Source organism: Moraxella sp. CTOTU46934, from assembly GCF_031979465.1.
Classification (GTDB): Bacteria; Pseudomonadota; Gammaproteobacteria; order Pseudomonadales; family Moraxellaceae; genus Faucicola; species Faucicola tetraodonis.
This window is the reverse complement of the sequence record NZ_DALZEG010000008.1, coordinates 1-23569: the sequence shown is the minus strand read 5'-3', so window position 1 is coordinate 23569 and position 23569 is coordinate 1. Positions and strand designations below refer to the sequence as shown.

The window sequence follows — 23569 nt, the reverse complement described above, 5'->3', positions numbered from 1 at the left end:
AACACTAAACTTTAATTTGACCAACATTTTTTATTGAATCAACGGCAAGCCAAACAAAAATTGCACAATTTGCGGTAATTTGGTTTCAAAATCACTCATACGATGGTCGCCACCCTCTTCTACAATGATATGGCTTTGGGCATTGCTTTTTTCCAAAGCGCTTTGACTAAAATAATTGACCGCATCTTGGAAATTAAGCAGCTCATCGCCTTTTTTCAAAATTACCAATAAATTTTGCGGATTGAGCGATTGTTCGGGGCGATTTGCTACCAGCCACTCAATATCTTTTTTGCTAATATGCCAGCCATCGGGGGTCACGTGACCGATATAATCATCGGGCAAACTGTCAAAATCTTCCCCAAAAAAACGTTTGAGACTTGTGCCACTGTGCACACTTGGATTGAGCAATACCGTTTTTTTGCCTGTCAAATTTGCCAAAATATTGCCATAAAATCCACCGAGCGAACTACCGACCAAACCTGTATTCGGGTCTTTGGCAATAATTTCTTGGATTAAAGCAATCGACTCATTGGGTGAACGATTCAAATCGGGCGCAACAACCTTGATTTGTGGGAAATTTTTGGCACAAAAATCTTTGAGTTTTTGCGCTTTTTCGGCGTTTGGATTGCTATCAAGTCCGTGAATATACACAATTTGCATGGCTTTATCTCAAATTTTTAATTATAGTAAATTATCATATCGACTGTTGTTGATTTGGCTAACATTTAATCTTAGCATTGCTTGGCTAAAATAGCCACGATGCGAGGTCTCAACACGTTAAAATTTGTCGTGTTAGTTAGATAGCCGTGTTTGGTGGTACGTTTTTGTCTGTGTTATTTGATTTTCCGCCCAGTTAACCCTATCTCTGCATAGGTGGATTACTCGTCCATTGGCATGACGTAGTCAGGAGTTATCACCGCGATGGAGCAGCAAGAGTTATTTGAGATTGCCAGTCCTTGTATTCAAGTCTGCGAGCTTGATAAACAGGGGTATTGTAAAGGCTGTTTGCGCAATCGTACCGAGCGTGACCTTTGGCTTATGATGAATGACTCACAAAAGCGGCAAGTACTTAAGTTATTGACTATCCGACGACTCAAACGACTGCGTGCTCAGCGTTTGGCGCACCAAACCCCTACTGCGCAAGATGATGAGATAAATTTGACATTGTTTGAAGATAATGAAAATAATGTTGGCGACTCATTGATTAAATGATCGTAATGTCTACTAAAAAAAAATTAGGTTGAATGCATGAATAGTTCTTGGTTTAAGCAGGTTTGGCGACTTGCATTAACAGCGATTACGGTATTGATTTTTTTCATGGCAATTCGTGCGCTTTATCGTTTGACCAAAACTGTGCACTATCAAGACGTTCTAGACGCTATCGCGCATATTCCTACCTTCCATCTTATTATCGCCGCCATCGTGGTGGCTTTTGGTTATTTAGTACTTACCATTTATGATTTTATTGCACTACGCCAACTCGGCAAAAAACTTGATTACCGCCATGTCGCTCTTACCTCTTTTACCGCTTATGCCATTAGCCACACCATTGGGCTCAATCTTGTCACCGCGAGTGGTATCCGTTATCGTAACTATCGCCGTTTTAATCTGACTCATAATGAAATTGCCAACATCGTCTGGATGGTGTCGATGGCATTTACCTTTGGTATTACCACGTTGATTGGGGCGTCTTTAACTAGCCATCCTGAGATTACCATTCAACTATTGTCTGAGCTGGATAAATCGCTTGGCATCTTTGAGCATACTTTCTATGTGCGCGTGCTTGGCATCATCATGTTAAGTGTTATTGCGGCGATTATTGTATATGCTGGCAAGCAAGGCAAACATGTGGTGATTCGCGGTTGGCGTTTTGACTTACCGCCCGCCAAAATTGTGCTGCAACAGATTGCGATTGCCATTTTAGATTTAAGTACCGTGGCGTTGGTACTATACTTACTATTGCCGCCTTCTGAACATATCAGCTATTGGGCGACCTTTTCTGCGTTTATCCAATCAATGGCCATCGGTATTTTAAGTCATGTCCCTGGCGGTTTGGGGGTGTTTGAAGTGGTTATGATTACGGCTTTGCCCAAAGTCGATCGGACACAGATGCTGGCGGTGTTATTGATTTTTAGATTACTGTATTACATCATGCCATTTTTGGTTGCTTTACTGGCATTGTTGGCATATGAGGCAAAGCTATATTTAAGTGAAAATTCTGATAAAAAAAAATAACCTTTTACATTTTTAACACTTTGCATCAAACAAACGTGTTTTCATATGGTAAAAGGTTATTTTAAGCGTGTTTGGTACGATCATACCAAGTTAAATAGACCTGTCAAATCGACCTATCGTATTACCATTTAGCAGTATCTAAACTTCAGTGTTTAAACTTTTCGGCTAATAAAGGCAATAATAAATAAAATCACCGCTACTGCCAAGAACACATATGCCAAGTTTGCCGATAAACCTGCCACACCACCAAACCCTAAGAAACTAGCAATGAGTGCGATTACAGCAAAAATAATAGCCCAACGAAACATGATAATTCTCCTTTTTTTTATTGTTTTAAATGTCATGCACTGCAGTTAGACATTTTGCATTTAGATACTTTAACGCTTTACATTTTAGTTTTAATTAAAGCCTGTTAACCTATGCTTTATTGCATGAGTACATATTAAAATAACTCTATAGCGTTGTAACGAGCACTTTTGTAAGGTTTGTGGCTTTCTCATAACCCGTGTATAAAAAAGTGCAAAAAAAAACCATGCATGGTTAATGATGTGCATGTTTCTGGTAAACATTAGTAAGTATTGCAATGCTATGTTAATGTAGCTGTAGCTTTGTTAATGCCGTCAGATTACTTGTCTTTTGCTCCCGCCCTATGCCTAGACCATAGAATTTAGCCTACAATAAAAATTTACCTCTTTGCATTGATAAGCTCACTGATTGTTAACGCCACCGAATAACTTCCTTAATGGCATTAGGATCTATTTACGTATTCTCAACATTTTGTCCCTAATCCTTACATTGTTGCTGCCGATGATTGTTTTATAATGGCATCTAGGCTTTTAGTATTTCCTTGACCATTATTCTCTTTATAATACTGTCATATTTGGGAATTATACTAACTACCTACTATAACTATAGAAAACAAGCTAGCCATCAACCTAGTAATCAACAATGAGGAAAAAATTATGAAAAAATTAGCCACAACGCTTACTGCATTAGTCATAGCAACAGGTCTTACCGTGAGTGCCCAAGCAGCGACTAAAGTAACGACTACGACCAAATCGACTACCACACACAAAAACGTAGCAACGGCAAAAGCAAAACCGCAAAAAGCTACCCAAAAATCCACAAAAGCATCAAAAAATACTCACAGCACCAAAGCTTCAGCCAAGGCTAAAAAAGGCAGCAAAGTAGCTCCAAGAACCAGTGAAGTAAACATTGATATCCCAGCTGACCTAAAAATCGACGAAAGCACTAACAAATCTGTTGCGCCAACCGCACCTATGAATGCTCAACCCACTCCTGTGGTTGTGGTACCTGTAGTAAAAGTTATCCCAAAAGGTCCTGCCGTTCAATCAGTCACCGTTAAACCTATTGACGACAATACAGCGATTGCCTCAACAACAACGGCCGTACCCGTTGATGTACAAATCGTACCTGTTGTAGTAAAACCATAATCGCTAATTGTTAAGTTATTTTTATAAAAAAAGATGCCTGCGTGGCATCTTTTTTTTGTGGATTATTAGCTAATTAGTCTATTGATTATTTGGACAATAAAAAAGACACGTTTGATACTCTTTTTTATTGTTCCTTTTTTATTGTTATATAGCTCAAAATCTTTAGCAACCTTTAGCGATGATAAGCATATTTGGGATCCGCGGCCGCGGTGAATAACACGTCCGTTGATGAGTTGAGTGCTGTTTCAACCGAGTCTTGTACTACCCCAATAATAAAGCCAATCGCGACTACCTGCATGGCAATGGTATCAGGAATATTAAAGAAACTACAGGCCAATGGTATCAATAGCAATGAACCCCCTGCAACACCCGATGCCCCCGCCGCGGCTAAGGTAGATACTACCGCTAACAACAGCGCAGACCCGAAGTCCACATGAATACCTAACGTATGTGCCGCTGCCAATGTCATGACATTGATGGTAATCGCTGCCCCTGCCATATTAATGGTGGCACCTAACGGGATAGTGATTGAATAGGTATCTTCATGCAAACCCAACTTATGCGCAAGGTTTAGATTCACAGGAATATTGGCAGCTGAACTGCGAGTAAAGAAGGCGGTGATGCCACTTTCTTTAAGACAGGTAAACACCAGTGGATAAGGATTTTTGCGGGTTTTGACAAATACAATCAATGGGTTTACAACCAACGCGATAAATGCCATAGAGCCGACCAACACTGCTAACAAACGGGCATAACTTAATAACACCGACAGCCCCGTTTCAGCGATGGTTTGTGTCACCAAGCCAAACACACCCAATGGCGCAAACCAAATCACCCATTTGACCACGCTTGAGACCGCTTCTGCCAAATCGTTAATCATTTGCTTGGTATGGTCTGAGGCATGGCGCAAGGCAAGACCCAAAATTGCTGCCCAAGATAGCACGCCCATGTAGTTGGCATTGACGATCGATTTGACAGGATTTTCCACCATGTTGGTCAAGAGTACTTTTATCACTTCTGCTAAGGATGACGGTGGCGTCTGACTGACCTCACCGGCTTTTAAAATCAATTCGGTTGGGAATAAAAAGCTTGCTACTACCGCCGTCAAAGCTGCCAAGAACGTACCTGCCATATACAGCACCAAGGTTGAGCGGACATTGACCTGAGTGCCTGATTTATGCTGACTGATAGCGGCAATGATTAAGATAAACACCAACAACGGTGCAATCGCTTTTAACGCACCGACAAACAACGCACCCAAAATTGAGATGGTTTGCGCCACACTCATCGATAAACCGCCGATGATAGTCGGATTGGCTAATGAACCGACTAAAATACCAAGTATCAGCCCTATCACAATCAAAGGCACCAACCCCACGCGCTGATACGCTTGGATAAGCTTTAACATAATAACCTCTTAATATTTCACCGCAAAAATGGCTGATATATTAACATTTTTTAACAATTTGCATAAATTATTTTTAAAATCGTCAACTTGTCAACTTAACTCTATCAAAGTGTTGGGTAGAGAGGTTATCGGATTTGAAAAACTTGGATGGCAGGTGCGCTGTTGGTTGCTAGTGATTGTAATTGTGCTTGATAAACGCGGTATTTGTGACGACCACTTTCAACCTGTTCGGGGGCGGCGTCGATGACTTCTAGCAGGCGGCTAGCTTGGGTATCTACAATTGCTTCGTTAGTGAGATTGATGACGACGCCATCAAATTGGGTGACAAGTTCGATATTATCAGTAAGTACCACACTGGCAGGGAGTTTTTGGTGGTAAAAGGCATCAAGTCGCTGGATAATTTGGTGGGGAATAAATGCCACATCACTCAATGACCATAGTCGCTCATCAAGTGAGGGTAATAGCTCGGACGCTGCCACCACAATAATGCTATCCTCGCTTTTGGCTAGCACGGTTGAAATTAGCTGGCAGACGAACGCCAGCTGTTTTTTTTGCGGGGATAAAATATAAAAACTAATTTGTGATGCCATCATGGGGTGGTCAGCATCCTATCACCTAAACTGCATCTTGGGTAGCTTGGCGATAGAGATAATGCATCAACAACGGCACTGGACGACCCGTTGCGGTTGGCTCTTTGCCCGACTGCCACGCTGTCCCTGCAATATCCAAGTGCGCCCAAGGAATATCTTCGACAAACTTCGATAAAAAACACGCCGCTGTGACTGACCCTGCTGGCATACCGCCAATGTTTTGCATATCTGCCATGTTGGATTTAAGCTGCTCTTGGTAGTCATCATCCAGTGGCATGTGCCAAACACGGTCATACGCTGATTCGCTAGCTTGTTCAAGCTCAAAAATCACATCTTCATTGTTACTGTATAGACCTGAGCGCACATAACCCAGCGCCACGATACACGCCCCAGTCAAGGTTGCCATGTCGATAATCACTTTTGGCTGATAGCGCTGCACATACACCAAGGTGTCGCACAGTACCAAACGACCTTCGGCATCCGTATTGAGGATTTCCACGGTTTTACCATTCATGGCGGTGACGATATCACCAGGGCGAGTCGCTGTTCCTGAAGGCATATTCTCTGCACAAGCGAGTGCGCCAACGACTTGCAGCGGTAGACGCGCTTCACATAGCGCTTTAATCATCCCCATGACTGCAGCCGCACCGCCCATGTCGTATTTCATCTCACCCATACCCAAACCTGGTTTGAGTGAGATACCACCACTGTCAAAGGTGATACCTTTACCCACCAGTACAATCGGTTGCTCTAGGCTTGATTTTTTGCCTTTGGTTTTGCTGTTTTTGTCTTTTTTGGCGGCTTTGCCATTGTACTCAAGTAATACCAGCTTAGCTTCATGCGCGGAGCCGCGAGCGACTGCCAAAAAGCAGTTCATCCCTAATTGCTGCATGTCTTTTTCACCCAATACCTTGACCGTCAATAGCTCTGGGTATTGATTGGCCAAGCTTTGCGCTTGCTCTGCAAGATAGGCAGGGAAACACACATTCGGTGGCTGATTTGCCAAATCTTTGGTGAGTGATTGACCTTGGGCAGTCGCCTGTTGCAGCTGTAGCAGGGCGTCAAACGCGGCTTGGTTGTCTGCGCTGACCAATAAGGTCACGTCTTTTAGCGTCGGTTTATCCGCTTTTTGCGATTTATAAATATCAAAGGTATAGCTTTGATTCAACAGGGCTAATGCAAACTGACCAAAACTCACTTCATCCATACTATCGCCTAAACTAATCACCGCAGATTTGGTAAGACGACTCAAACTTGCATAAATTGCTTTGGCAATTTTTTGCAAGCTACCGCCGTTTAATTTATCTTGACTGCCCACGCCAACCAACAATAAACCCACATTGTTGTCAGTACCATAATTGATTGCGGTATCGGCAAGCTTACCCTTAAAACGACTCGCTTCAATTAGGCGACTGACAGCGGTCTGTAGCTCGCTCGTTAGTTGCCCCATAGTTTGGCTATTGTCATCTACCAATACCACGTGATAGCTGTTCTTGACCGTTTTTTTAAGCGCGGTCGCTAGTGTTAATGTCAAACTCATTTAAGCTCCTTAATTATTGTCATCAAGAAATAACTATTATCATAGCATACCTATTATGGTATTTGGGTTATAGCATTGGGTTATCACTGCGCGATGGGATAGCAGGCGTCATTGTGTAGAGTAAAATGCAGTTGTAAAAAGTCTTTGTAAAAAATGGCTTTGATAAAGCGGCTGTAAAAAGTGGTGGTGAAAAGTCATTGTGAAATGTTACCTTACAGTATTCATATTCATAATCTGTCGGTGACGCGCTAAAATAGCCGATTAACAGATGCGCCGAATGGTATGATGTCGTACAATATTGGCATTTACTTCCCTAGCTGTTTGAATTGATTAATTTTTGAGTAATATTAGGTGGTTACTTGTGATATTACGACGCTATATGACGCAACAAGTCGCCGCTAATACTGCGATTGTGCTGTTATTTCTGATGGCGCTGATGCTCGGCGGTCGTCTAATCCGCTATTTTGGTATCGCTGCAGAAGGCAGGCTGGATGTGGGTTTGCTATTTGCCATTATTGGCTATAACATTCCAACCTTTCTTGAGCTAATTTTACCGCTGTCATTTTTTATCGCACTGATGCTCGTGCTCGGTCGTATGTACGTGGATCATGAAATGAGCGTTCTGTTTGCCAGTGGCATCAGTCGTGGCCGTTTGACGCGTTTGATGATTCCGCTGATTACTGGGTTATTTGTATTTCAAATGGGAATTAGTCTTTGGGCAAAACCATGGGGACTGTCTAACAGTGAGCAGATTTGGCAAACCCAGTCGCTCGGTAGTTTACTCGATTTAGTGCGTCCAAAAACCTTTATCAGCAGCGGCAACTATCACCTGTATGTCGATGAGTTTGATAAAGAAAAACGTGAACTCAAAAACCTATACGTGGTGCAGCAGCAAACCGATAAAAGCGGCAAAATCGCCAAAAATGATGTTATCATCACGGCCGCGCGCGCCTATCAAGTACCCAGTAAAGACACGGATAGCTCAATGCAGCTAGATTTGTTTCAGGGTCGTCGCTATGAGCTTGGCACCAACAACGCCAAGTACAACCAAGCCAGTTTTGAAAAATATCGCATCACCCTAGAAAAACCTGCCAGTGAAAAAATTACCGAAACCAATGTTGAAACCCAAACCACTGCCAAACTGCTCGCCCATACCCAAAAACCCGAAGTCAAAGCCGAGCTGGGCTATCGCTTTACTATGCCTTGGCTGATTATCATTGCGGCGATGCTTGCTACCCCGCTTGCACAGGTACGCCCCCGTCAAGGACGCTGGCTTCGTTTGTTACCTTCAGTGCTCATATTTGCTAGCTGTGCGATTAGTATCATTTCGTTACGCACTGCCATTAGTAAAGAGCGCATTAGTGAGTACGCGTATATTTGGCTAATCGTTGGTTTTATCGCATTTGCATTGTTGTTAAATTGGCAAAGCCGCGTGGTACATCGTGTCCGCTATCGTCGCCAAAGTCGTCAGTTGTCCACAGGCGGTCAGCCATGATTTTATCTCGTTACGTTAAAAAACAAGCGCTTTTTGCCATGACAGGGGCTATCATTGGTCTTTGGCTACTTAAAGTCGTCTTTGATTATCTGGCAGAGTTGCAGGATCTCAATGATCATTACAATTATTTAGATGCCTTGCGTTTTATTGCCTATAGTGCACCCAGTGATTTACTCGACTATATGCCATTTGGCACGCTATTAGGCGCAGTGGTAGGTCTAGGCTTGCTTGCCAACACCAGTGAGTTGACGGTGATTCAAGCGGCAGGTATCAGCCGCTTTAAAATAGTCGGTTGGGTGATGCAACCAGCGATTCTTTTTGTCATTATCGGTTTATTACTTGGGCAGTATGTAGTGCCAACTAGCAATCAGTTAGCGCACCAAGTCAAACATGACAAACCTTTGCTATCAAGTGCCATCAACGGTTATTGGGACAAACAAGCCAACCGCATCATCAATATTGACTATGCCAATACCAAAGGCGAGCTCAAAAATATCAAAGTTTGGCAGCTAGACGACACTGCCCATATCCAGCAAGTGCTGCAAGCCGATACGGGCCGCTTTGTCAGTCAAAATACCGCCGATAAAACATCGGGCTGGCAGCTGCAACAAATCAAACAATTAACCATTGCCGCCGATGGGCACAGTCAGTTGACTACCATCCCGACTATGACGCTGCAATTACCCATTGAGCCGTCAGCGATTTATCTGTTAACACGCAGCCCTGATAACATGTCAGTGACCGAATTATGGCAGCACCAACAGCTCTTAGCCAAAGACAAACGCCGCTCGCTTGAGCATGAAGTTGCCTTTTGGAAAAAACTATTGTCGCCTTTTGCCATGCTATCGCTAGTGTTGGTTGCTTGTTCATTTGTATTTGGCTCCTTGCGTAACCAAAGCTTGGGTTATCGCATTGTGATTGCTCTGCTCTTTGGCTTGGTATTTAGTTATCTGCAAGATTTGGTCGGGTTTGTCAGTCTAAGCACGGGGTTTTCACCGTTTTTTATGGTGCTGTTACCGATTATTGCCAGTGCCGCGCTTGGCGTGTATTTAATTAGAAATAAAAACTGATATGTCTGCTGATTTATTGACTGACCCGCGTGTCGAAGCCCATCCGTTTGGTAACTTCTTTTTTGCTGATACCAAAGTTTTGATGATGGGTACCATGCCGCCCACACCTGATAAATGGTGCATGGCATTTCATTACCCCAACTTTTATAATGATATGTGGCGTGTCATGGGCAAGGTGTTTTTTGATGATATCGATTATTTTCGAGTCGGTGACGAAAAACGCTTTGATGCCGAAAAAATTAAAGCATTTTTACAGGCTTATAAAATCGGTGAATGTCCCTCAGTCACTCACGTCATCCGCGAAAAAGGCAATGCGGCTGATGAACATTTAACCGTGGTGGCTACAGTTGATTTGGGTAAAGTTTTGGCACAGCTTGAGCAGGTCAAGTGGATTTATACCACCGGTGGCAAGGCCACAGAAATGCTGATAGCGCTGGTGAACCAAAGTATCAGCGATCCCGCGTCACCCTATTTTGATCCCAGTCAAACACTCTATAAACTACCAAAAACCAATCAGTTTCTTGAAGTTAACGCTTTTGGGCGAGCATTTGGTATTTATCGGTTGCCATCGACCTCGCGCGCTTACCCGCAAAGCTTGGAGAAAAAAGTAGCCGCTTATCGGGCGTTTTTTACTTTGGCGGGGATATTGCCCGCAAGCGGCAGTTAGCATAATCGACAGTTAGCACAATCAGCAGTTAGCAAATGATAAGCAAGCTGCCATGACACAATTGATATAGTCACTGTGCTTGCCCTATTTTATACTCTTGCCCAAGACTGATAATCAATGCTTACAGTTAATGCTTACAATCATCATTTCAAAACACATCGTATAAAAATCAAGGCATGGGAGCCGATGCATGTCCAACCCCGCACCATCAATCTCGCTTGTCATCGCAATTATCAGCATGATTGGTTGTGAGCAATCTGATTCTCAGCAGCCAGCACCCCCTACCGCTGCCGCCGTGAGCGCGCCCCAAGAATTTGATGATAAACCATTGCCTCAAGTATTAGACACACAGGCAATCAATAAAAACATGCTTACCGTCAGTCAACTGGCGCAAGGTTACGTGATGCCTGACTCAAGTACCATCAATGACTATCAAGAAGCGTATTTTACTGTTATCAAGCAGCCAAGCATCGATGCGGCTGCAGCGAGTGACCCAAACGCCCTCAATCAATTTGACTATATACCTATCTCGCCTGATATGATTTTTGTCAAAACTATGCTGAGTCATTTTGATGAAACCATCGCGCTTGCCAGTATTGAGCAGCGATACGGCAAAAACCCTGAGTTGCTAGGTTTAGCCCGAGACATTATTAGTTCACGCCAAAATGAATCACAAATATTACAGAATTGGCTTGCCATGCAACTGATTCAAAACACCGCGGACCCTAATCAGCCGATGGCAGATAGTGTGGCAGCCCAGCAAGAAATCGATAGCATTATCGATGATATGCAGCAAGAAATGGTGGACACAGTCATGACTAAAAATGCCGACCAAGCATTTGCCCAAACCGTGCTGATTCATCATAAAGGCGCGATTGCGTTCTCACAAGTGGTTGCCAAATATGGTAACGATGACAAAGTGCGTAGCCTTACCAATACCCTAATCGATACCCAACAAGCCGAAATTCAACTTCTACAAAACTGGCTCCGTAACCACGGTTACGCCCAATAATCGTTTGCTGTAGCAGACAAAAAGGGCGGATTATCGCGCAATAACCTGCCCTTTTTTAGCATTAAATTCACCCAAATTGGTGTTGGCTAACTTGATGTTTGCTAGCTGTCATCCACATCATGAATCATTCGCGTGAGCGTGATTTGCCGCTGTAACTGTCGAAGCGGTCTTAACTCATCAAGCAGCGATAGTATTAAGCCAATCGCTTGTGGACTGGCATCAAAATCACGGCGTAGGCGTGAGGCAAGGCGCACCGTTGTCAATTGTGCACTATTAAAATAGGGCTGGCTGTCGATGGCAGGCGTTTCAGCATAAATAATATCTTCATCCATTAGCGCTAATACCCAGCTTTTATCCCAACTACTCGCCGTAATCAAATCATCTAAGGTTAACCGTAACGATAAATCCATATTGGTGGTTTGAGCCATGTTGCACTCCTGTTGTGTCTCTATAGTTATGTTTGGTGCTGGTTTGTCATTTTTTTTATTGTACTGCCTGTTTTTTTTGCTTAGTTATCAATACAGCTTAATTATCAATAGATTAGCGCGTTGGCACAAATGAGGCAAATGCCGATTTGAACGCTTCAAACGCTTGGATATCTGCGTCTGTATCGATTTTTGGCAACACGATATTTAAGCTTAAATACAAATCACCGGCTTCTTTGGCTGGGATACCTTTACCTTTAAGGCGAAGATTGGTACCGGTGCGGCTATTTTTTGGTACATTGACATTGACCTTGCCAGCAGGCGTGTTGACCGTGATTTGACCGCCCATGGCTGCTTCCCAAGGCGCAACGTCTACCGTTTGAAAAACGTCTTTGCCTTCTACACGGATATTGTCTGAATGATTAAATTTAATTTTTAGGTACAAATCGCCATTATCACCGCCATACGGGCTTGGATTGCCTTGTTTTACCAAGCGAATTTGTTGCCCTTCGGCAATACCTTTGGGGATTTTGACTTCAATGGTTTTGGTTTGATAATCCAGCCCTGTCGCGGTTTGTACGGGTAAATTTAGGCTGATTTTACGGGTATCGCCTTCATAAGTGGCTTTTAAATCAATTGATAACTCGGCATGCTGATCGTCGCCTTTGGTCGAGCGTTGCGACTGTCTGCCACCAAATCCGCCTGCCCCGCCCCCGAATGTCGAGAAAATATCATCAAATCTAAAGCCACCCGCACCTCCGCCTTGCGATTGACGACCGCCAAACCCACCGGCACCACCAAACTGACGGAGGATTTCATCCAAATCCGCTTGGCTCATATTGGCATTAAAGCCCTGACCGCCCCCCATACCGCCAAGGCCTTGACCCATATAAGGATTGTCGAGCATCATGTCGTATTGGGCGCGTTTTTCAGCGTCCTTGAGCGTTTCATAGGCGTTATTGATTTCACCCATTTTGGCGTCGGCATCGGGTGAGTCGTTGATATCAGGGTGATATTGTCGTACCAGTTTGCGATAGGCTTTTTTAATATCTGCTTCACTGGCTTTTTTATCGACGCCTAAAATGTCATAATAGTTTTTTTCTGCCATTATTATTGTCCTTACAATTTTGCGAATAGTGCTATTTGCGCAGCAATGTGATGATATTAATATAATGGCTATTTTGGCATTTTTCAAAACTTCTTTGGTAATTGACGATGATGAGCGCCAAGTGATATCAGCGCTTAATCGAAGTTTTGGGCTTTTTTTGACAACAGGATAACAGATGACAAAGGTTGCATTGTTAGATTATGGCATGGGTAATTTACATTCGGCGGGTAAAGCCTTGACGGCAGTGGGCGCTGATGTGTCGATCACGCGTGACCCTGCGGTGATTGCGGCAGCAGACAAAATCGTCTTCCCTGGCGTAGGGGCAATGCGCGACTGCATGGCAGAGATGCAGGCAGCAGGTATCGCTGATGCTGTCAAAACGGCTGTATTTAATAAGCCTGTGATGGCGATTTGTGTCGGGATGCAGGCGTTGTTTGGGCGCTCAGAAGAAAATGACGGGGTAGACTGTCTAGGGGTATTGGGCGGTGACGTCAAACGCTTTGATGATCATTGGCTAGATGACAAAAACGAACGCATTAAAGTGCCGCATATGGGCTGGAATACTATCACCCATATGGATTTGGCGCATCCGCTATGGCAAGGGATTGAAGATAATACCCATTTTTATTTTGTGCATAGTTTTTATTGTGTGCCGTCTGATACCTCGATTGTGGCGGCAACCTGTGATTATGGCGTCGAGTTTTGTGCCAGTGTGATTAAAGATAATTTGTTTGCGACCCAATTCCACCCCGAAAAAAGCCATACCGCAGGGTTGCAACTATTGAAGAATTTTGTGGAGTGGAACGTTTAAAAAAGGGACATGTATCCCTTTTTTAAATCGCAAGCTTTTCTTGAATTGCTAATTCTTCATTAATTACGAAAAGATTATTGGGATTTATAGCCCATAGTTTTAACACTTTCTTAAATCTTGCTCTAAATTTATCGGTAATAGGTGGTAAATGTTTTTTTGGAACAGGTTTTATGACGAGTCTAAGATGAATATCTATAGTTTCCCAATCAATATTTTTATGATTGTCGGCTAATTCATTATAGACTTGCTGATTCCTTCGCAAACATCCCATTAACTCCAATAGTAACGCATTTTCAAATTTCTCTAAAATTTCTTGCCAAAAAGCTTCATAATCTGAAGTTGATTCTGGTTTTGGTATAGATGACTTTGCTTCAATAAAAAATAATACATTACTTCTTAAATAAGTAAATTCAACAATTTTAAAACCATCACCCAATCCTTGATGTCCTGCGGAATTCTCTATTTTATAAATATCTTTTTCATCAAAATGTCCAAATGTCACGCCAGATTCTTTTATTGTAATCATTCTAACTTAAATTCCTTGAAACTCTTGCTCAAATAACCGAATAGACTCATTGATAATTTCAGTCTCTGGTAATCCATCTTCAAGAAGACAAGTTTGCTCCCATTCACCATTTTCATTGGCCATTAGTGTGGGAATATGCATTTGATTTTTATTAGCGATTAACAATAGCTTTTTAATGACATAATAAGAATGAGTCGCTAAAAAAAACTGAATCCCTGCTTGAGACAGTACATAAATAATATCAAGCAACTCAACAATAGCAGTAGGATGCAAAGCAGATTCAGGCTCATCAATAAATACGATTGAATCTTTATCTAAATATCTATTTCCCAAAAGTGTATCAAGAATAGCAACCTTTTTAATACCTTCTGCAGTTGTCATTATGGAAAACTTACTATTTCCTTTTTTATAAATCCAACTTTGACCTTTAGCATCAAACTCTACCTTCCCTGAAAACATTTTTTCCAGTTGCTTACGAGAGCTTGCAAAAGCATCTAAATTCCGCCCTTTTTGAGTTGGTATTTTTAGTGCTTTAACTAAATCAACATAGGTAGCATCAAAACCAAAAAGTTTATCAATAACAGCAGATTTGTAAATTACATCTATCAATGACAAAACTTCTTTAGGTGGTAAAAAAATAGAATTAGATTCCCTTTTGGTAAGATTATTCTCTATATTAGCTACTTTTACACTAGTATCTTTGCCAAAACTGAAAAATAGCGAGCTTTCATCCTCTAAAGTAATGGTTGTTGACAGTTTCTTACCATCACCTTTTGTGACGATATCACCAATTTTTTCAGTTTGAAAAGTCCAATATAGTTTATCACTTAAAACTTCAGAAAAATCTTGATTAGAATTACCTCTGTTAGATTCTTCATGGCTACGAAGTACACTATATAATGCCTTGAGTAAAAAAGTCTTACCTGTACTATTTTTGCCAAGAATTAGATTAATTTTTCCTAGTCTTTTTCCATGAACTTCATTAATTGGTCCATAATTTTTTAATTCAAAATCCTTAAGCATTCTGATCTCACATCATTAAATTTTATGAAATTGATAAACTAATATAACTTAATAAATCAATCAATTAAATCGATTTTGTACTTTATAAACTTCCCTCACCACCTCCCCAATCGTGGCAATCCCTTTTTTCAAGGTCTCATCATCTTGGGCGATGCTTAGGCGGATACACTCATGGGCGTGTTTAAAGTTTTCAGTATCCACGCCAACAAAGAAATGCTCGCTAGGGATAATTAATGTGCCTTTGGCTTTTAGTCGTTCATACAATTCCACCGTGGTTATCGGTAAATCTTTAAACCATACCCACAAGAAAATCGCGCCTTCAGGCTTGTGGATTTTCATCGCATTGTTATAGGGGCTTGGCAAGTCGCCCAGTTCTTGCTTTAGCAGCTGCACGGCTAATTTGGCTTGTCCTTGATAAAACGGACGAATGTGATTGTCTGACAAATCTTTTAGCCGGTCATCTTGTAGCAGTGGCGTAGCAATCGCCGCGCCAAAACGGGTCGGCGCTAGATTAACAATCGCATTTAGGCTGCTAATCGCTTTGACCACCTGCGGATTGGCGACCACAATCCCTGTACGCACCCCAGGCAAACCGATTTTTGATAGGCTAAAGCACAAAATAATTTGCTCATTCCAATTGAGTGTGGCTTGGCTATAGATGATATTGGGGAATGGCATCCCATACGCATTATCGATAATCAGTGGGATATCAAAGCGCTTGGCAATCGCTTCAAGGCGCGCCATTTCGTCATCGGTCAGCACGTTGCCTGTTGGGTTGGTGGGGCGTGAGCAACAAATTGCCCCGATTTCGCCGTTGTGCAATTCAGCCAAATTTTCTAGCGTATCAAAATCGACTCGGTATTTAAAAAAGCCGTCTTCACCTTGATGTTGCACAAATTCGATGCTGGGTGGCACTGCGATAAAATGCTGCCCATCCACATGGGCATCGGCATAACCCACGTATTCTGGGGCAAGTGGTAATAGAATTTTCTTATCCAGGCTGCCTTGTGTGGTATCGTCAAACTGCCCACCAAACAAGTTAAATAAATAAAAAAATGCGTTTTGTGAGCCATTGGTCAGGGCGATATTGTCTGTGGTAAGTCCCCAATCATAATGGCGATTAAAAAAATCTACCAATGCGGCAATAAACTTGGCATCGCCCTGCGGCGTTGAATAGTTTCCGATATTTTCGATGGCCATTGAGCCCATATCACCTTTAGCTAAGGTTTTAAACACCGACCAATAGGTTTGGTTAACTGTATCAATCCGTGCTGGATTGCCACCGCCGAGCATATTAATCGGTTGCTCGCTGTTAAGCGCATTGCCCAAATCATCCATTAACTGCAAAATACCGCTATTTTTGGTAAACTTTTCACCAAACTTTGAAAACTGCATGATTGCCCCTTTAATTTTGCCAAGCTATCTGCGTATTATAACAGGATGCCAGTGCCGTTGCCCGTTTTGGCTAAGCTGTAAACCCACCATCAGGATACCCCAGCATGAAACCGCATTTACCCAAACTCAAAGGCTATAGCCACACTTGGCAAACCACCTTGATGGTGATGTTGATGGTGCTGGTGAGCGTGGCATTGTCGCTATGGTTTTTTTGGCGCAGTCTGTATTTACCAGAGCTACAAAACCATGCGACTTATCTTGCCAATCAGCTGTTGATGATTGATAAAGCGGATAAAGATTTTAAAAACAATCCCGAGCTTAAAAATTGGATTATTGACGCCTCACATATTAACGTGATTACTGACCCACAACAGATACCCTCTTTTCAAGAAAAAACCTTGGTAGATTATTTTACCCAGCAGATGGCAACACAGATGGAAACCGTGATGCAGCGTCCTGTATCGGTCAATTTTAAATTCAAACCCGTACCGATTTTGTATATTCAAGACAGCGCGCATCCGGATGTTTGGCTGCAAGAGCCTGTCAAGTTTTATGCCAAATATAGCCCAACGTCGATTTATTTTTTCTTATTGGGGATTCCGCTTGCCACGTTGCTGACCATTTTGTTTTTGGTCAGACAATTAAATCGCCCGCTCAAACGCCTACAAAAAGTGGCGATTGATTACATCACCCTTGGACATGCCAACAATTTGGCGACCAATGAAGGCTCAACAGAGATTCGTCAGGTGAATTTGGCATTTAACCGACTGTTTCATAACCTGACCCAAACCCAAAAAGAACGCAATATTATGCTCGCTGGTATTTCCCATGATTTGCGCACGCCACTGACGCGGATGCGACTCACAGCTGAGATGCTACCCGATGAGTTTTTGCGGGAAGGGCTAGTGTATGACATTGAGGACATGGACGCGATTTTAGAGCAGTTTATTTCATTTATGAAAGATGGCTCAGATGAAGCGGTAAGATTGACCAACCTGCGCCCCATCATTAACGAGATTGTGGTGCAGTTTGCCCCCACCCCATTTATTATCGATATCCAAGACGATTTGCCCAGTGTGCCATTGCGACCTTTATCCATTAAACGTCTCATTGTTAATTTGGTCAATAATGCTTGTCGCTATGGTCAGCCGCCCATTCATATTGAGATTAGCATTGATAATGCTCTACAGCCTACCGAGCAAGTGGTCACTAATGAAAGTCTAACGCCAGAGATAACCTCTAGACAAAAATACTTAACCATCAAAGTTAGCGATGAAGGGCAAGGCGTTGCCGAAGATCAGCTTGAGCGGATTATGCAGCCGTTTGAGCGGGGCGAAACGGCACGTACCACGCAAGGGAGTGGACTTGGGCTTGCGATTGTAAGCCGCATTACTCACCTGCACAATGGTAGCGTCATCGCTCGTAATCAGCCCAATGGCGGCGGTTTAGTAGTGGTGGTGAATATTCCGATTATAGAATAAAGATGACAAAAGACTAATTGGTTGCTTAATAGGTTAGGCTAATCATGATTCTTTAGTAACTTTGGTGTTGATAGCTTCGGTTTTGATAACTTTGGTTTGGGTAGCCATTTTTACTTTTTAGTACCAATCATGGGGGGTAGTTCACTTGACACATCGGTGGCTGTGACAGGATGAACCAAGGCTGCACGCGCCTGTGAGACGGACTGGCTTTCAGTAGGTTTGCGCAAAAAACTATAATAACCAAAAACAGCCATGTTGAGTACCACTAAGGCTAAAAATAGATAACGCATGCCATCCTCGCTTGTGATGATTTCGCTCATCGGTTAATCGATATGCGCAAATTTCGCTAAACCATTGAATAACTCACTGAAATTTAGCCCAGTCTGAGCAAATTTGCAAGCGTTACTGGTAACGAGCTTATGACCCTTGCGCTTGCGTATATTTTTTCTCGCTACTTTTTTGGGTAATTTCATCGGCTTCAATACTTGACGCTAGCTGGCTTTTCGGCCATTTCATGATAAATCGTGCGCCACCCAAGGTCGGGCTTTCATCCACTGACATGCGGCCGTTAAACCAAAACGCAATTCGAGACACGATTGATAAGCCGAGACCATAACCACCCGAGGCACGGGTACGACTATCATCCAGACGCGCAAATGGGATAAAGACTTTTTCACGGTCTTTTTCTGGAATACCCTGTCCATCATCTTCCACACTGATAAAGGCTTCATTTTTTTCTAAGCCTGCTGAGATGATAATGGTGCTTTCGGCATAACGGGTGGCATTGCCTGCCAAGTTTTGCAACACGCGGTGTAAATAGCGTCTATCGGCTTGTGCAAATGCACCTTTTTGTACCTTGCCTATTTTGACGTTAACGGGTTTACCAAGCGCATTGGTCTCACGGGCAATCTGCGAAACAAGTTCTTGCAAATCGACTTCTTCCCAGTCCATTTTAGGTGAGCCTTCCTCAAGCTTGGCATAGGTCAAAATTTCATCAATCAAGCCATTGAGCGATTCGATATCTTGGTCGATATAATCACGCTGACTCATCCGATCGTCATAATCATCCGTATCAGCCAACATATCTACGGCAAAGCGAATACGTGCTACTGGGGTACGCAGCTCATGGGATACGGCACGGGTCAACTCGCGCTGGGATTCAATCAAACGGCGGATGTGCTCAGTCATACTATTAAAGGTTGCCGCTAGATGAGCAATTTCATCTTCGCCCACGACTTTTACTTTGGTATTGAGCTTACCTTCGCGCACTTTGGTGATACCGCTTTGAATGAGCTGCAGTTTACGCTCTAATGGGAAAATCAGCGCATACACCCCTAGACTGATTAAGAACATACTAATGAGCGTGATACTAATAATCAGATTAAGCGGAAACCAGTTAAACAGTGGAATGGGTCCCAAATCCACCACAGTATCTTGGAGTTCAGTCGGCGCTAGTACCCGAATCGATGAATTCTCTACACTGGTATTGTCACGGAACATAATCACGATATCTTTGCGATACAGTCGCGCTTTTTGGTCGGTATCAAGTTGCAGTTTATTAACGGATTGCAAGGTGAGCTTAAAAGGGAAAAATTTTTGAATTTGTTGCAAGCGTTGCTGTTTTTCTGCCAAGGTGCGATAGTAAGACAAATCATCGAGCAGCAACACACCTATCCCTTTAATTTGTTGCTCATTGAGTTTATTGACGCTGACATGCAAGACGTTATTCTCACCCGAGACTTTATGATAAATCTCTGCGGTATTGGTATCGCCATTAAAACGTACTACGGCTTGTTGTTTGTTGAGTCGATTAATTTCGCTGGTTTTAAAATCCGCTTTTGAGGTAGGTTCGATTTCAAACTTAGTATCAAATAAGGTACTGACATCAGAGAGCCAAAAATTACGCTCTTGCGCCGTTACTTGGCGCGACAACCCTGAGTCAATGAGATAAAATGCCGCTGATGCCATATCCTCGCGATAAGTCTGTACGCGTTCTGCGTTGATAGTGGTGATAAGCAATTGCGCAAACAACGCAACCAACAAACAGATAAGTAACAGACCTGCATAAATTCGCAGAAAAATAGACTGGTTTAAGGAGGATAATAGCGGCATAAAAATCTAGGGTTAAGGTCAATAATTGATAGCCGTATTATTACTTACCAATGCAGAGATTACAATGTGAAATTGTTGAAAAACTAGCTTGGTATTTAGCAACAAAGTAGTGATTGGTAGCAGTTTTGCTACTTTTAACAATGCCACAGCTTGCCGCTGATTACTGGGCGGCGGGTTTTTGCAAGGCTGCCAAAATTGCCGCTTCACCTTTGCTATTGCCAATCGCTTGCTCAATCATGTTGCCGTTTTCATCGAGTACCGAAATCACATTCGAGTGATTGATCATGCCACCTTCGGCAAATTGATAACGGATATTCATGGTATTGGCAAGCATACGGATATCATCATCACTGCCGCTTAAAAATACCCAGTTACCATCGGTTTTGTAATGCTCACCAAATTTTGCCAATACTTGTGGGGTATCGCGTTTTGGATCCAAACTCACCACTAAAAAACCCGTTTTCGCTTTGATATCTGCTGGTAGTTTGTCTTGCATGTCCTTCATGGTTTTCATCATAATTGGGCAAACTTGCTGACAGCTGGTATAGATAAACGCCGTGACTTGTTTTCTACCTTTTAAAGCATTGAGATCAAATAGCTTGCTCGTTTGATCCGTCCATTTGCCATTGGTTAGATAGACAGATTCTGTACTTGCCAATGCAGGCGTGCTTGCTGTCCCCACATCTTGATGATTCATTTTGCTATGGTCCATACCTGCCATATTGTCATGCGTCATCTTGCTATGATCCATTGCCGCAGAAGCGGCTACTGGCGTGTCGGTTTTGACATCGGCTTTGGTGTCGGGTTTTTGACAACCCGTTAGTGCTAGACTGCCGATGGCAACACACAAGGTAAAAATAGAAAAGTTATTTAACATCTTCAACTCCTTTAACATAAGGATCATTAATCCAATCAATTATAGTATTTATTTGGCTTAGCCATCTAGGTTAGTCCTCTGCTTTTGCACAGCGAAAACCAAGACTTGATAGGGCAAACTTTGACGCCAAACTTGAGCGGAAACCATAGCGCATAAATGCCGCATAGTCTGAAGGATCGACCGCCCCTGCTGCCCCAGAACCACAAAACAGGCCTTGATTTAGGCTGCCGTCCGAACGTGACTCACCCGTGACAAGGTTGCTATTGAAGTCATCTGTCCATTCCCAAATCAGGCCATGCATGTTATGCACCCCCCAAAAATTGGCTTTATCCTGTGCGATGTCTGTCAGTGGTTTTTTGGCAGAGTCGCCATACCAAGCCAAGATTTTTTGATTATAGCCTTTTTCGCTACTACCATTTTTGCGGGTTTCTGAAGCTTGGGCAACGTACTCCCACTGCGCCACGGTTGGTAATTTTTTACCTTGGGCTTGACAGTATTCATTGGCGGCATACCAAGACACATAGACTACGGGTTTTTGCAAGTCGGCGACTACTGGCTGGTATCCTTGCTGGGTATTTTTTTGCCAATGTTTAAGATAATCCGCTTCGGTGAAGAGCTTGGCAATATTTTGTTTTTGCCATTTTGGATTGGCTTGCACAAATTGATAAAACTGCGCGTTAGTTACTGGCGTTTTATCTAGCTTAAACGCTCTCACTTGCACAATTGGACTATCTTTACTTAAGTATAAAGGACGATAAGATCCACTTTCGATTTTTACCATATCGGTATTGGTCGGATAGCGAGTTACAAGTTCCTTCGGCAAAGGTGCTACGGGTGTTGTGGTATCACTGTTGACATTGGTTTGTTGTACATTTGCTTGTGACGAGGTTGCACTGGCAACTTGCGTGACCTGATTTTTTACATCAGTTTGGCTAGACTTAGATGCCACTACTTGGCTATTTTTGTTTGCAGAAGTGGATTCTGACTGGCAGGCAGTCAAACTAACCACACATATCGCTATAGCCAATGTTTTTAAGGAAAAATTAATAGTTTGAACCATTTCACCGCTCCTAGCACTAGGATGTTGTGGCTGACTATCATAATATCGGCATAATATCGGCATACTAGCAGCTGATAAATTGAGATCAGTTTTTAACCAAAAACCCAATCCATCGATAAGAATAGATTGGGTATCAATGTTATATAGAATGTTATATAGAATGTTAAATACGGTGTTTACCGATTTTCACATTATTATTGGTGATGTAAGCTACTAAAGCGCAGGTTTGGTCTGTTTTGCTTTTGCCACCTCTTCGGCAGATAGCTCCCCACCTTTATTGCCAAAACTGTTGAGCACATATGTCACCACGTTGGCAATTTGTTGGTCATTGAGCGATACTGCTGGCATGACGCTGTTAAAGGTTTGACCATTGACGGTCACTTTGCCTGATAGACCATTTGCCACGATGCTCGCTGCACGTTTGTGGTCAGCGTTCAAGTAATCAGAGGCTGCCAATGGTGGGAAGGCATTTGGCACACCTTTACCATCAGGTTGGTGACAGGCAGCACAGTTGGCTAAGTAAGTATTTTTACCCATAGCAATTTTTTCTTGCAAGCTTGCAGGTACTTTTTGTGCTGGTGCAGCTGCGTTATCGATATTTTGTGGCGCGCCTTCTGGTAGATAAACTTGGTCGTTTTGTTTGCCAGAATAGACGGTTTTGTTTGGGTCACCTTCAACTTTTATGATACCCAATGCCCCTTTGTTAAAAGCACGGAAGATTGAGTGGTCAACCATCACAAAGTCACCTGGGACTTCAGTTTTGAAGGTGGCAATCGCCGCCCCACCTGCTGGGATTAGGGTCGTTTGGACATTGTGGTTTTCAAGCTTGCCCGCCTCTACGTTGACTGTGTCAAAAATTTCGCCAATCACATGGAATGAAGACACCATGTTGGGTCCACCATTACCGACAAATAGACGAACGGTTTCACCCACTTTTGCTTTGAGCGCGTTTTCACCCGTCAATGCTCCGACAGAGCCGTTGAAGACGACATAGTCAGGTTTTTCTTCAATCGCTTTATCCATATCAAATGGTTGCAGACCTTGTTGGCCGTATTTACCTTTGGTATAGAAGTCACCTTGCATCACATAATATTCTTTATCAACTTTTGGTAGTCCTTCTTTAGGCTCAACCAAAATTAGCCCATACATACCATTGGCGATGTGCATACCCACAGGCGCGGTCGCACAGTGATATACATATAGACCAGGATTTAACGCTTTAAAACTAAGAACCTGTATTCATAAATAAAAATAATATATTTCATTAAATATATTAACTT

24 protein-coding genes are annotated in these 23569 nt (G+C 42.7%); 9 read left to right on the top strand and 15 right to left on the bottom strand.

Annotated elements, in window-relative coordinates:
• Positions 1-30: 30 nt before the first annotated feature.
• A complete protein-coding gene (locus tag RTN07_RS07535; RefSeq protein ID WP_312177078.1) occupies positions 31-660 on the bottom strand; it encodes a YqiA/YcfP family alpha/beta fold hydrolase in 630 nt (209 codons plus the stop codon).
• Positions 661-921: 261 nt separating this feature from the next.
• On the opposite strand from RTN07_RS07535, the gene RTN07_RS07530 reads away from it, so the two are divergent.
• Entirely contained in the window at positions 922-1212 is a 291-nt protein-coding gene (locus tag RTN07_RS07530; RefSeq protein ID WP_312177075.1) for a DUF1289 domain-containing protein, read from the top strand.
• Between the two features lie 36 nt (positions 1213-1248).
• Entirely contained in the window at positions 1249-2235 is a 987-nt protein-coding gene (locus RTN07_RS07525; protein WP_099807399.1) for a putative bifunctional lysylphosphatidylglycerol flippase/synthetase, read from the top strand.
• Positions 2236-2387: 152 nt separating this feature from the next.
• Here the strand turns inward: RTN07_RS07525 and RTN07_RS07520 are convergent, their stop codons facing one another.
• Complete coding sequence (locus RTN07_RS07520; protein ID WP_007115844.1) at positions 2388-2543, bottom strand: DUF1328 domain-containing protein; 156 nt, start codon at positions 2541-2543, stop codon at positions 2388-2390.
• A gap of 654 nt (positions 2544-3197) precedes the next feature.
• Here RTN07_RS07520 and RTN07_RS07515 point away from each other — a divergent pair.
• Positions 3198-3689, top strand: a complete 492-nt coding sequence (locus RTN07_RS07515; protein WP_099833323.1) for a hypothetical protein — start codon at positions 3198-3200, stop codon at positions 3687-3689.
• Positions 3690-3861: 172 nt separating this feature from the next.
• Here RTN07_RS07515 and sstT read toward each other — a convergent pair whose 3' ends face one another.
• From sstT to RTN07_RS07500, 3 genes are all read right to left on the bottom strand, one after another.
• The gene (gene sstT, locus RTN07_RS07510) at positions 3862-5097 is read right to left on the bottom strand and encodes a serine/threonine transporter SstT (RefSeq protein WP_284034961.1); all 1236 of its coding nucleotides are present in this window, start codon (positions 5095-5097) and stop codon (positions 3862-3864) included.
• 125 nt (positions 5098-5222) lie between these two features.
• Positions 5223-5690, bottom strand: coding sequence for a DNA polymerase III subunit chi (locus tag RTN07_RS07505; protein WP_312177069.1), 468 nt, complete (start codon positions 5688-5690; stop codon positions 5223-5225).
• 22 nt (positions 5691-5712) lie between these two features.
• Positions 5713-7227: a leucyl aminopeptidase gene (locus RTN07_RS07500; protein WP_312177066.1), complete on the bottom strand. Its 1515-nt coding sequence runs from the start codon at positions 7225-7227 to the stop codon at positions 5713-5715.
• A gap of 379 nt (positions 7228-7606) precedes the next feature.
• On the opposite strand from RTN07_RS07500, the gene lptF reads away from it, so the two are divergent.
• The 4 genes from lptF to RTN07_RS07480 all read left to right on the top strand — a co-directional run bounded on the left by lptF (position 7607) and on the right by RTN07_RS07480 (position 11471).
• The gene (gene lptF / locus RTN07_RS07495; RefSeq protein ID WP_409455551.1) at positions 7607-8722 is read left to right on the top strand and encodes an LPS export ABC transporter permease LptF; all 1116 of its coding nucleotides are present in this window, start codon (positions 7607-7609) and stop codon (positions 8720-8722) included.
• Positions 8719-9792, top strand: coding sequence for an LPS export ABC transporter permease LptG (lptG, locus tag RTN07_RS07490; RefSeq protein ID WP_312177063.1), 1074 nt, complete (start codon positions 8719-8721; stop codon positions 9790-9792). The genes lptF and lptG overlap by 4 nt, the downstream gene beginning before the upstream one ends.
• Position 9793: 1 nt before the next feature.
• Positions 9794-10459, top strand: coding sequence for a DNA glycosylase (locus RTN07_RS07485; protein WP_312177061.1), 666 nt, complete (start codon positions 9794-9796; stop codon positions 10457-10459).
• Between the two features lie 190 nt (positions 10460-10649).
• On the top strand, positions 10650-11471 hold the full coding sequence (locus RTN07_RS07480) for a DUF305 domain-containing protein (RefSeq protein WP_312177059.1): 822 nt from the start codon (positions 10650-10652) through the stop codon (positions 11469-11471).
• Positions 11472-11572: 101 nt separating this feature from the next.
• Here RTN07_RS07480 and RTN07_RS07475 read toward each other — a convergent pair whose 3' ends face one another.
• Positions 11573-11899, bottom strand: a complete 327-nt coding sequence (locus tag RTN07_RS07475) for a chaperone modulator CbpM (protein ID WP_282850525.1) — start codon at positions 11897-11899, stop codon at positions 11573-11575.
• Between the two features lie 112 nt (positions 11900-12011).
• On the bottom strand, positions 12012-13004 hold the full coding sequence (locus RTN07_RS07470; RefSeq protein WP_312177055.1) for a J domain-containing protein: 993 nt from the start codon (positions 13002-13004) through the stop codon (positions 12012-12014).
• A 175-nt stretch (positions 13005-13179) separates the two neighbouring features.
• Here RTN07_RS07470 and hisH point away from each other — a divergent pair, with 175 nt between their 5' ends.
• Positions 13180-13815 carry an imidazole glycerol phosphate synthase subunit HisH gene (gene hisH, locus RTN07_RS07465; protein WP_312177052.1) on the top strand — a complete coding sequence of 212 codons (636 nt, stop codon included), beginning with the start codon at positions 13180-13182 and terminating at the stop codon, positions 13813-13815.
• A 22-nt stretch (positions 13816-13837) separates the two neighbouring features.
• Here hisH and RTN07_RS07460 read toward each other — a convergent pair whose 3' ends face one another.
• From RTN07_RS07460 to RTN07_RS07450, 3 genes are read right to left on the bottom strand one after another with little or no spacing between them, the layout of a single operon-like run.
• Positions 13838-14341, bottom strand: a complete 504-nt coding sequence (locus RTN07_RS07460) for a hypothetical protein (RefSeq protein ID WP_282842149.1) — start codon at positions 14339-14341, stop codon at positions 13838-13840.
• 6 nt (positions 14342-14347) lie between these two features.
• Positions 14348-15364, bottom strand: a complete 1017-nt coding sequence (locus tag RTN07_RS07455; protein WP_203171275.1) for an AAA family ATPase — start codon at positions 15362-15364, stop codon at positions 14348-14350.
• Between the two features lie 60 nt (positions 15365-15424).
• A complete protein-coding gene (locus RTN07_RS07450) occupies positions 15425-16759 on the bottom strand; it encodes a valine--pyruvate transaminase (protein ID WP_312177049.1) in 1335 nt (444 codons plus the stop codon).
• A gap of 104 nt (positions 16760-16863) precedes the next feature.
• Here RTN07_RS07450 and RTN07_RS07445 point away from each other — a divergent pair, with 104 nt between their 5' ends.
• Complete coding sequence (locus RTN07_RS07445; RefSeq protein ID WP_312177046.1) at positions 16864-18240, top strand: ATP-binding protein; 1377 nt, start codon at positions 16864-16866, stop codon at positions 18238-18240.
• A 110-nt stretch (positions 18241-18350) separates the two neighbouring features.
• Here the strand turns inward: RTN07_RS07445 and RTN07_RS07440 are convergent, their stop codons facing one another.
• From RTN07_RS07440 to RTN07_RS07420, 5 genes are all read right to left on the bottom strand, one after another.
• Positions 18351-18560: a hypothetical protein gene (locus RTN07_RS07440; RefSeq protein ID WP_260856491.1), complete on the bottom strand. Its 210-nt coding sequence runs from the start codon at positions 18558-18560 to the stop codon at positions 18351-18353.
• Between the two features lie 97 nt (positions 18561-18657).
• Positions 18658-20352, bottom strand: a complete 1695-nt coding sequence (locus RTN07_RS07435; protein WP_312177042.1) for an ATP-binding protein — start codon at positions 20350-20352, stop codon at positions 18658-18660.
• Between the two features lie 160 nt (positions 20353-20512).
• Positions 20513-21229, bottom strand: a complete 717-nt coding sequence (locus RTN07_RS07430; RefSeq protein ID WP_138017834.1) for an SCO family protein — start codon at positions 21227-21229, stop codon at positions 20513-20515.
• Between the two features lie 70 nt (positions 21230-21299).
• Positions 21300-22289: a formylglycine-generating enzyme family protein gene (locus RTN07_RS07425; RefSeq protein ID WP_309593649.1), complete on the bottom strand. Its 990-nt coding sequence runs from the start codon at positions 22287-22289 to the stop codon at positions 21300-21302.
• Between the two features lie 213 nt (positions 22290-22502).
• Complete coding sequence (locus RTN07_RS07420; protein WP_312177220.1) at positions 22503-23456, bottom strand: c-type cytochrome; 954 nt, start codon at positions 23454-23456, stop codon at positions 22503-22505.
• Positions 23457-23569: the final 113 nt, after the last annotated feature.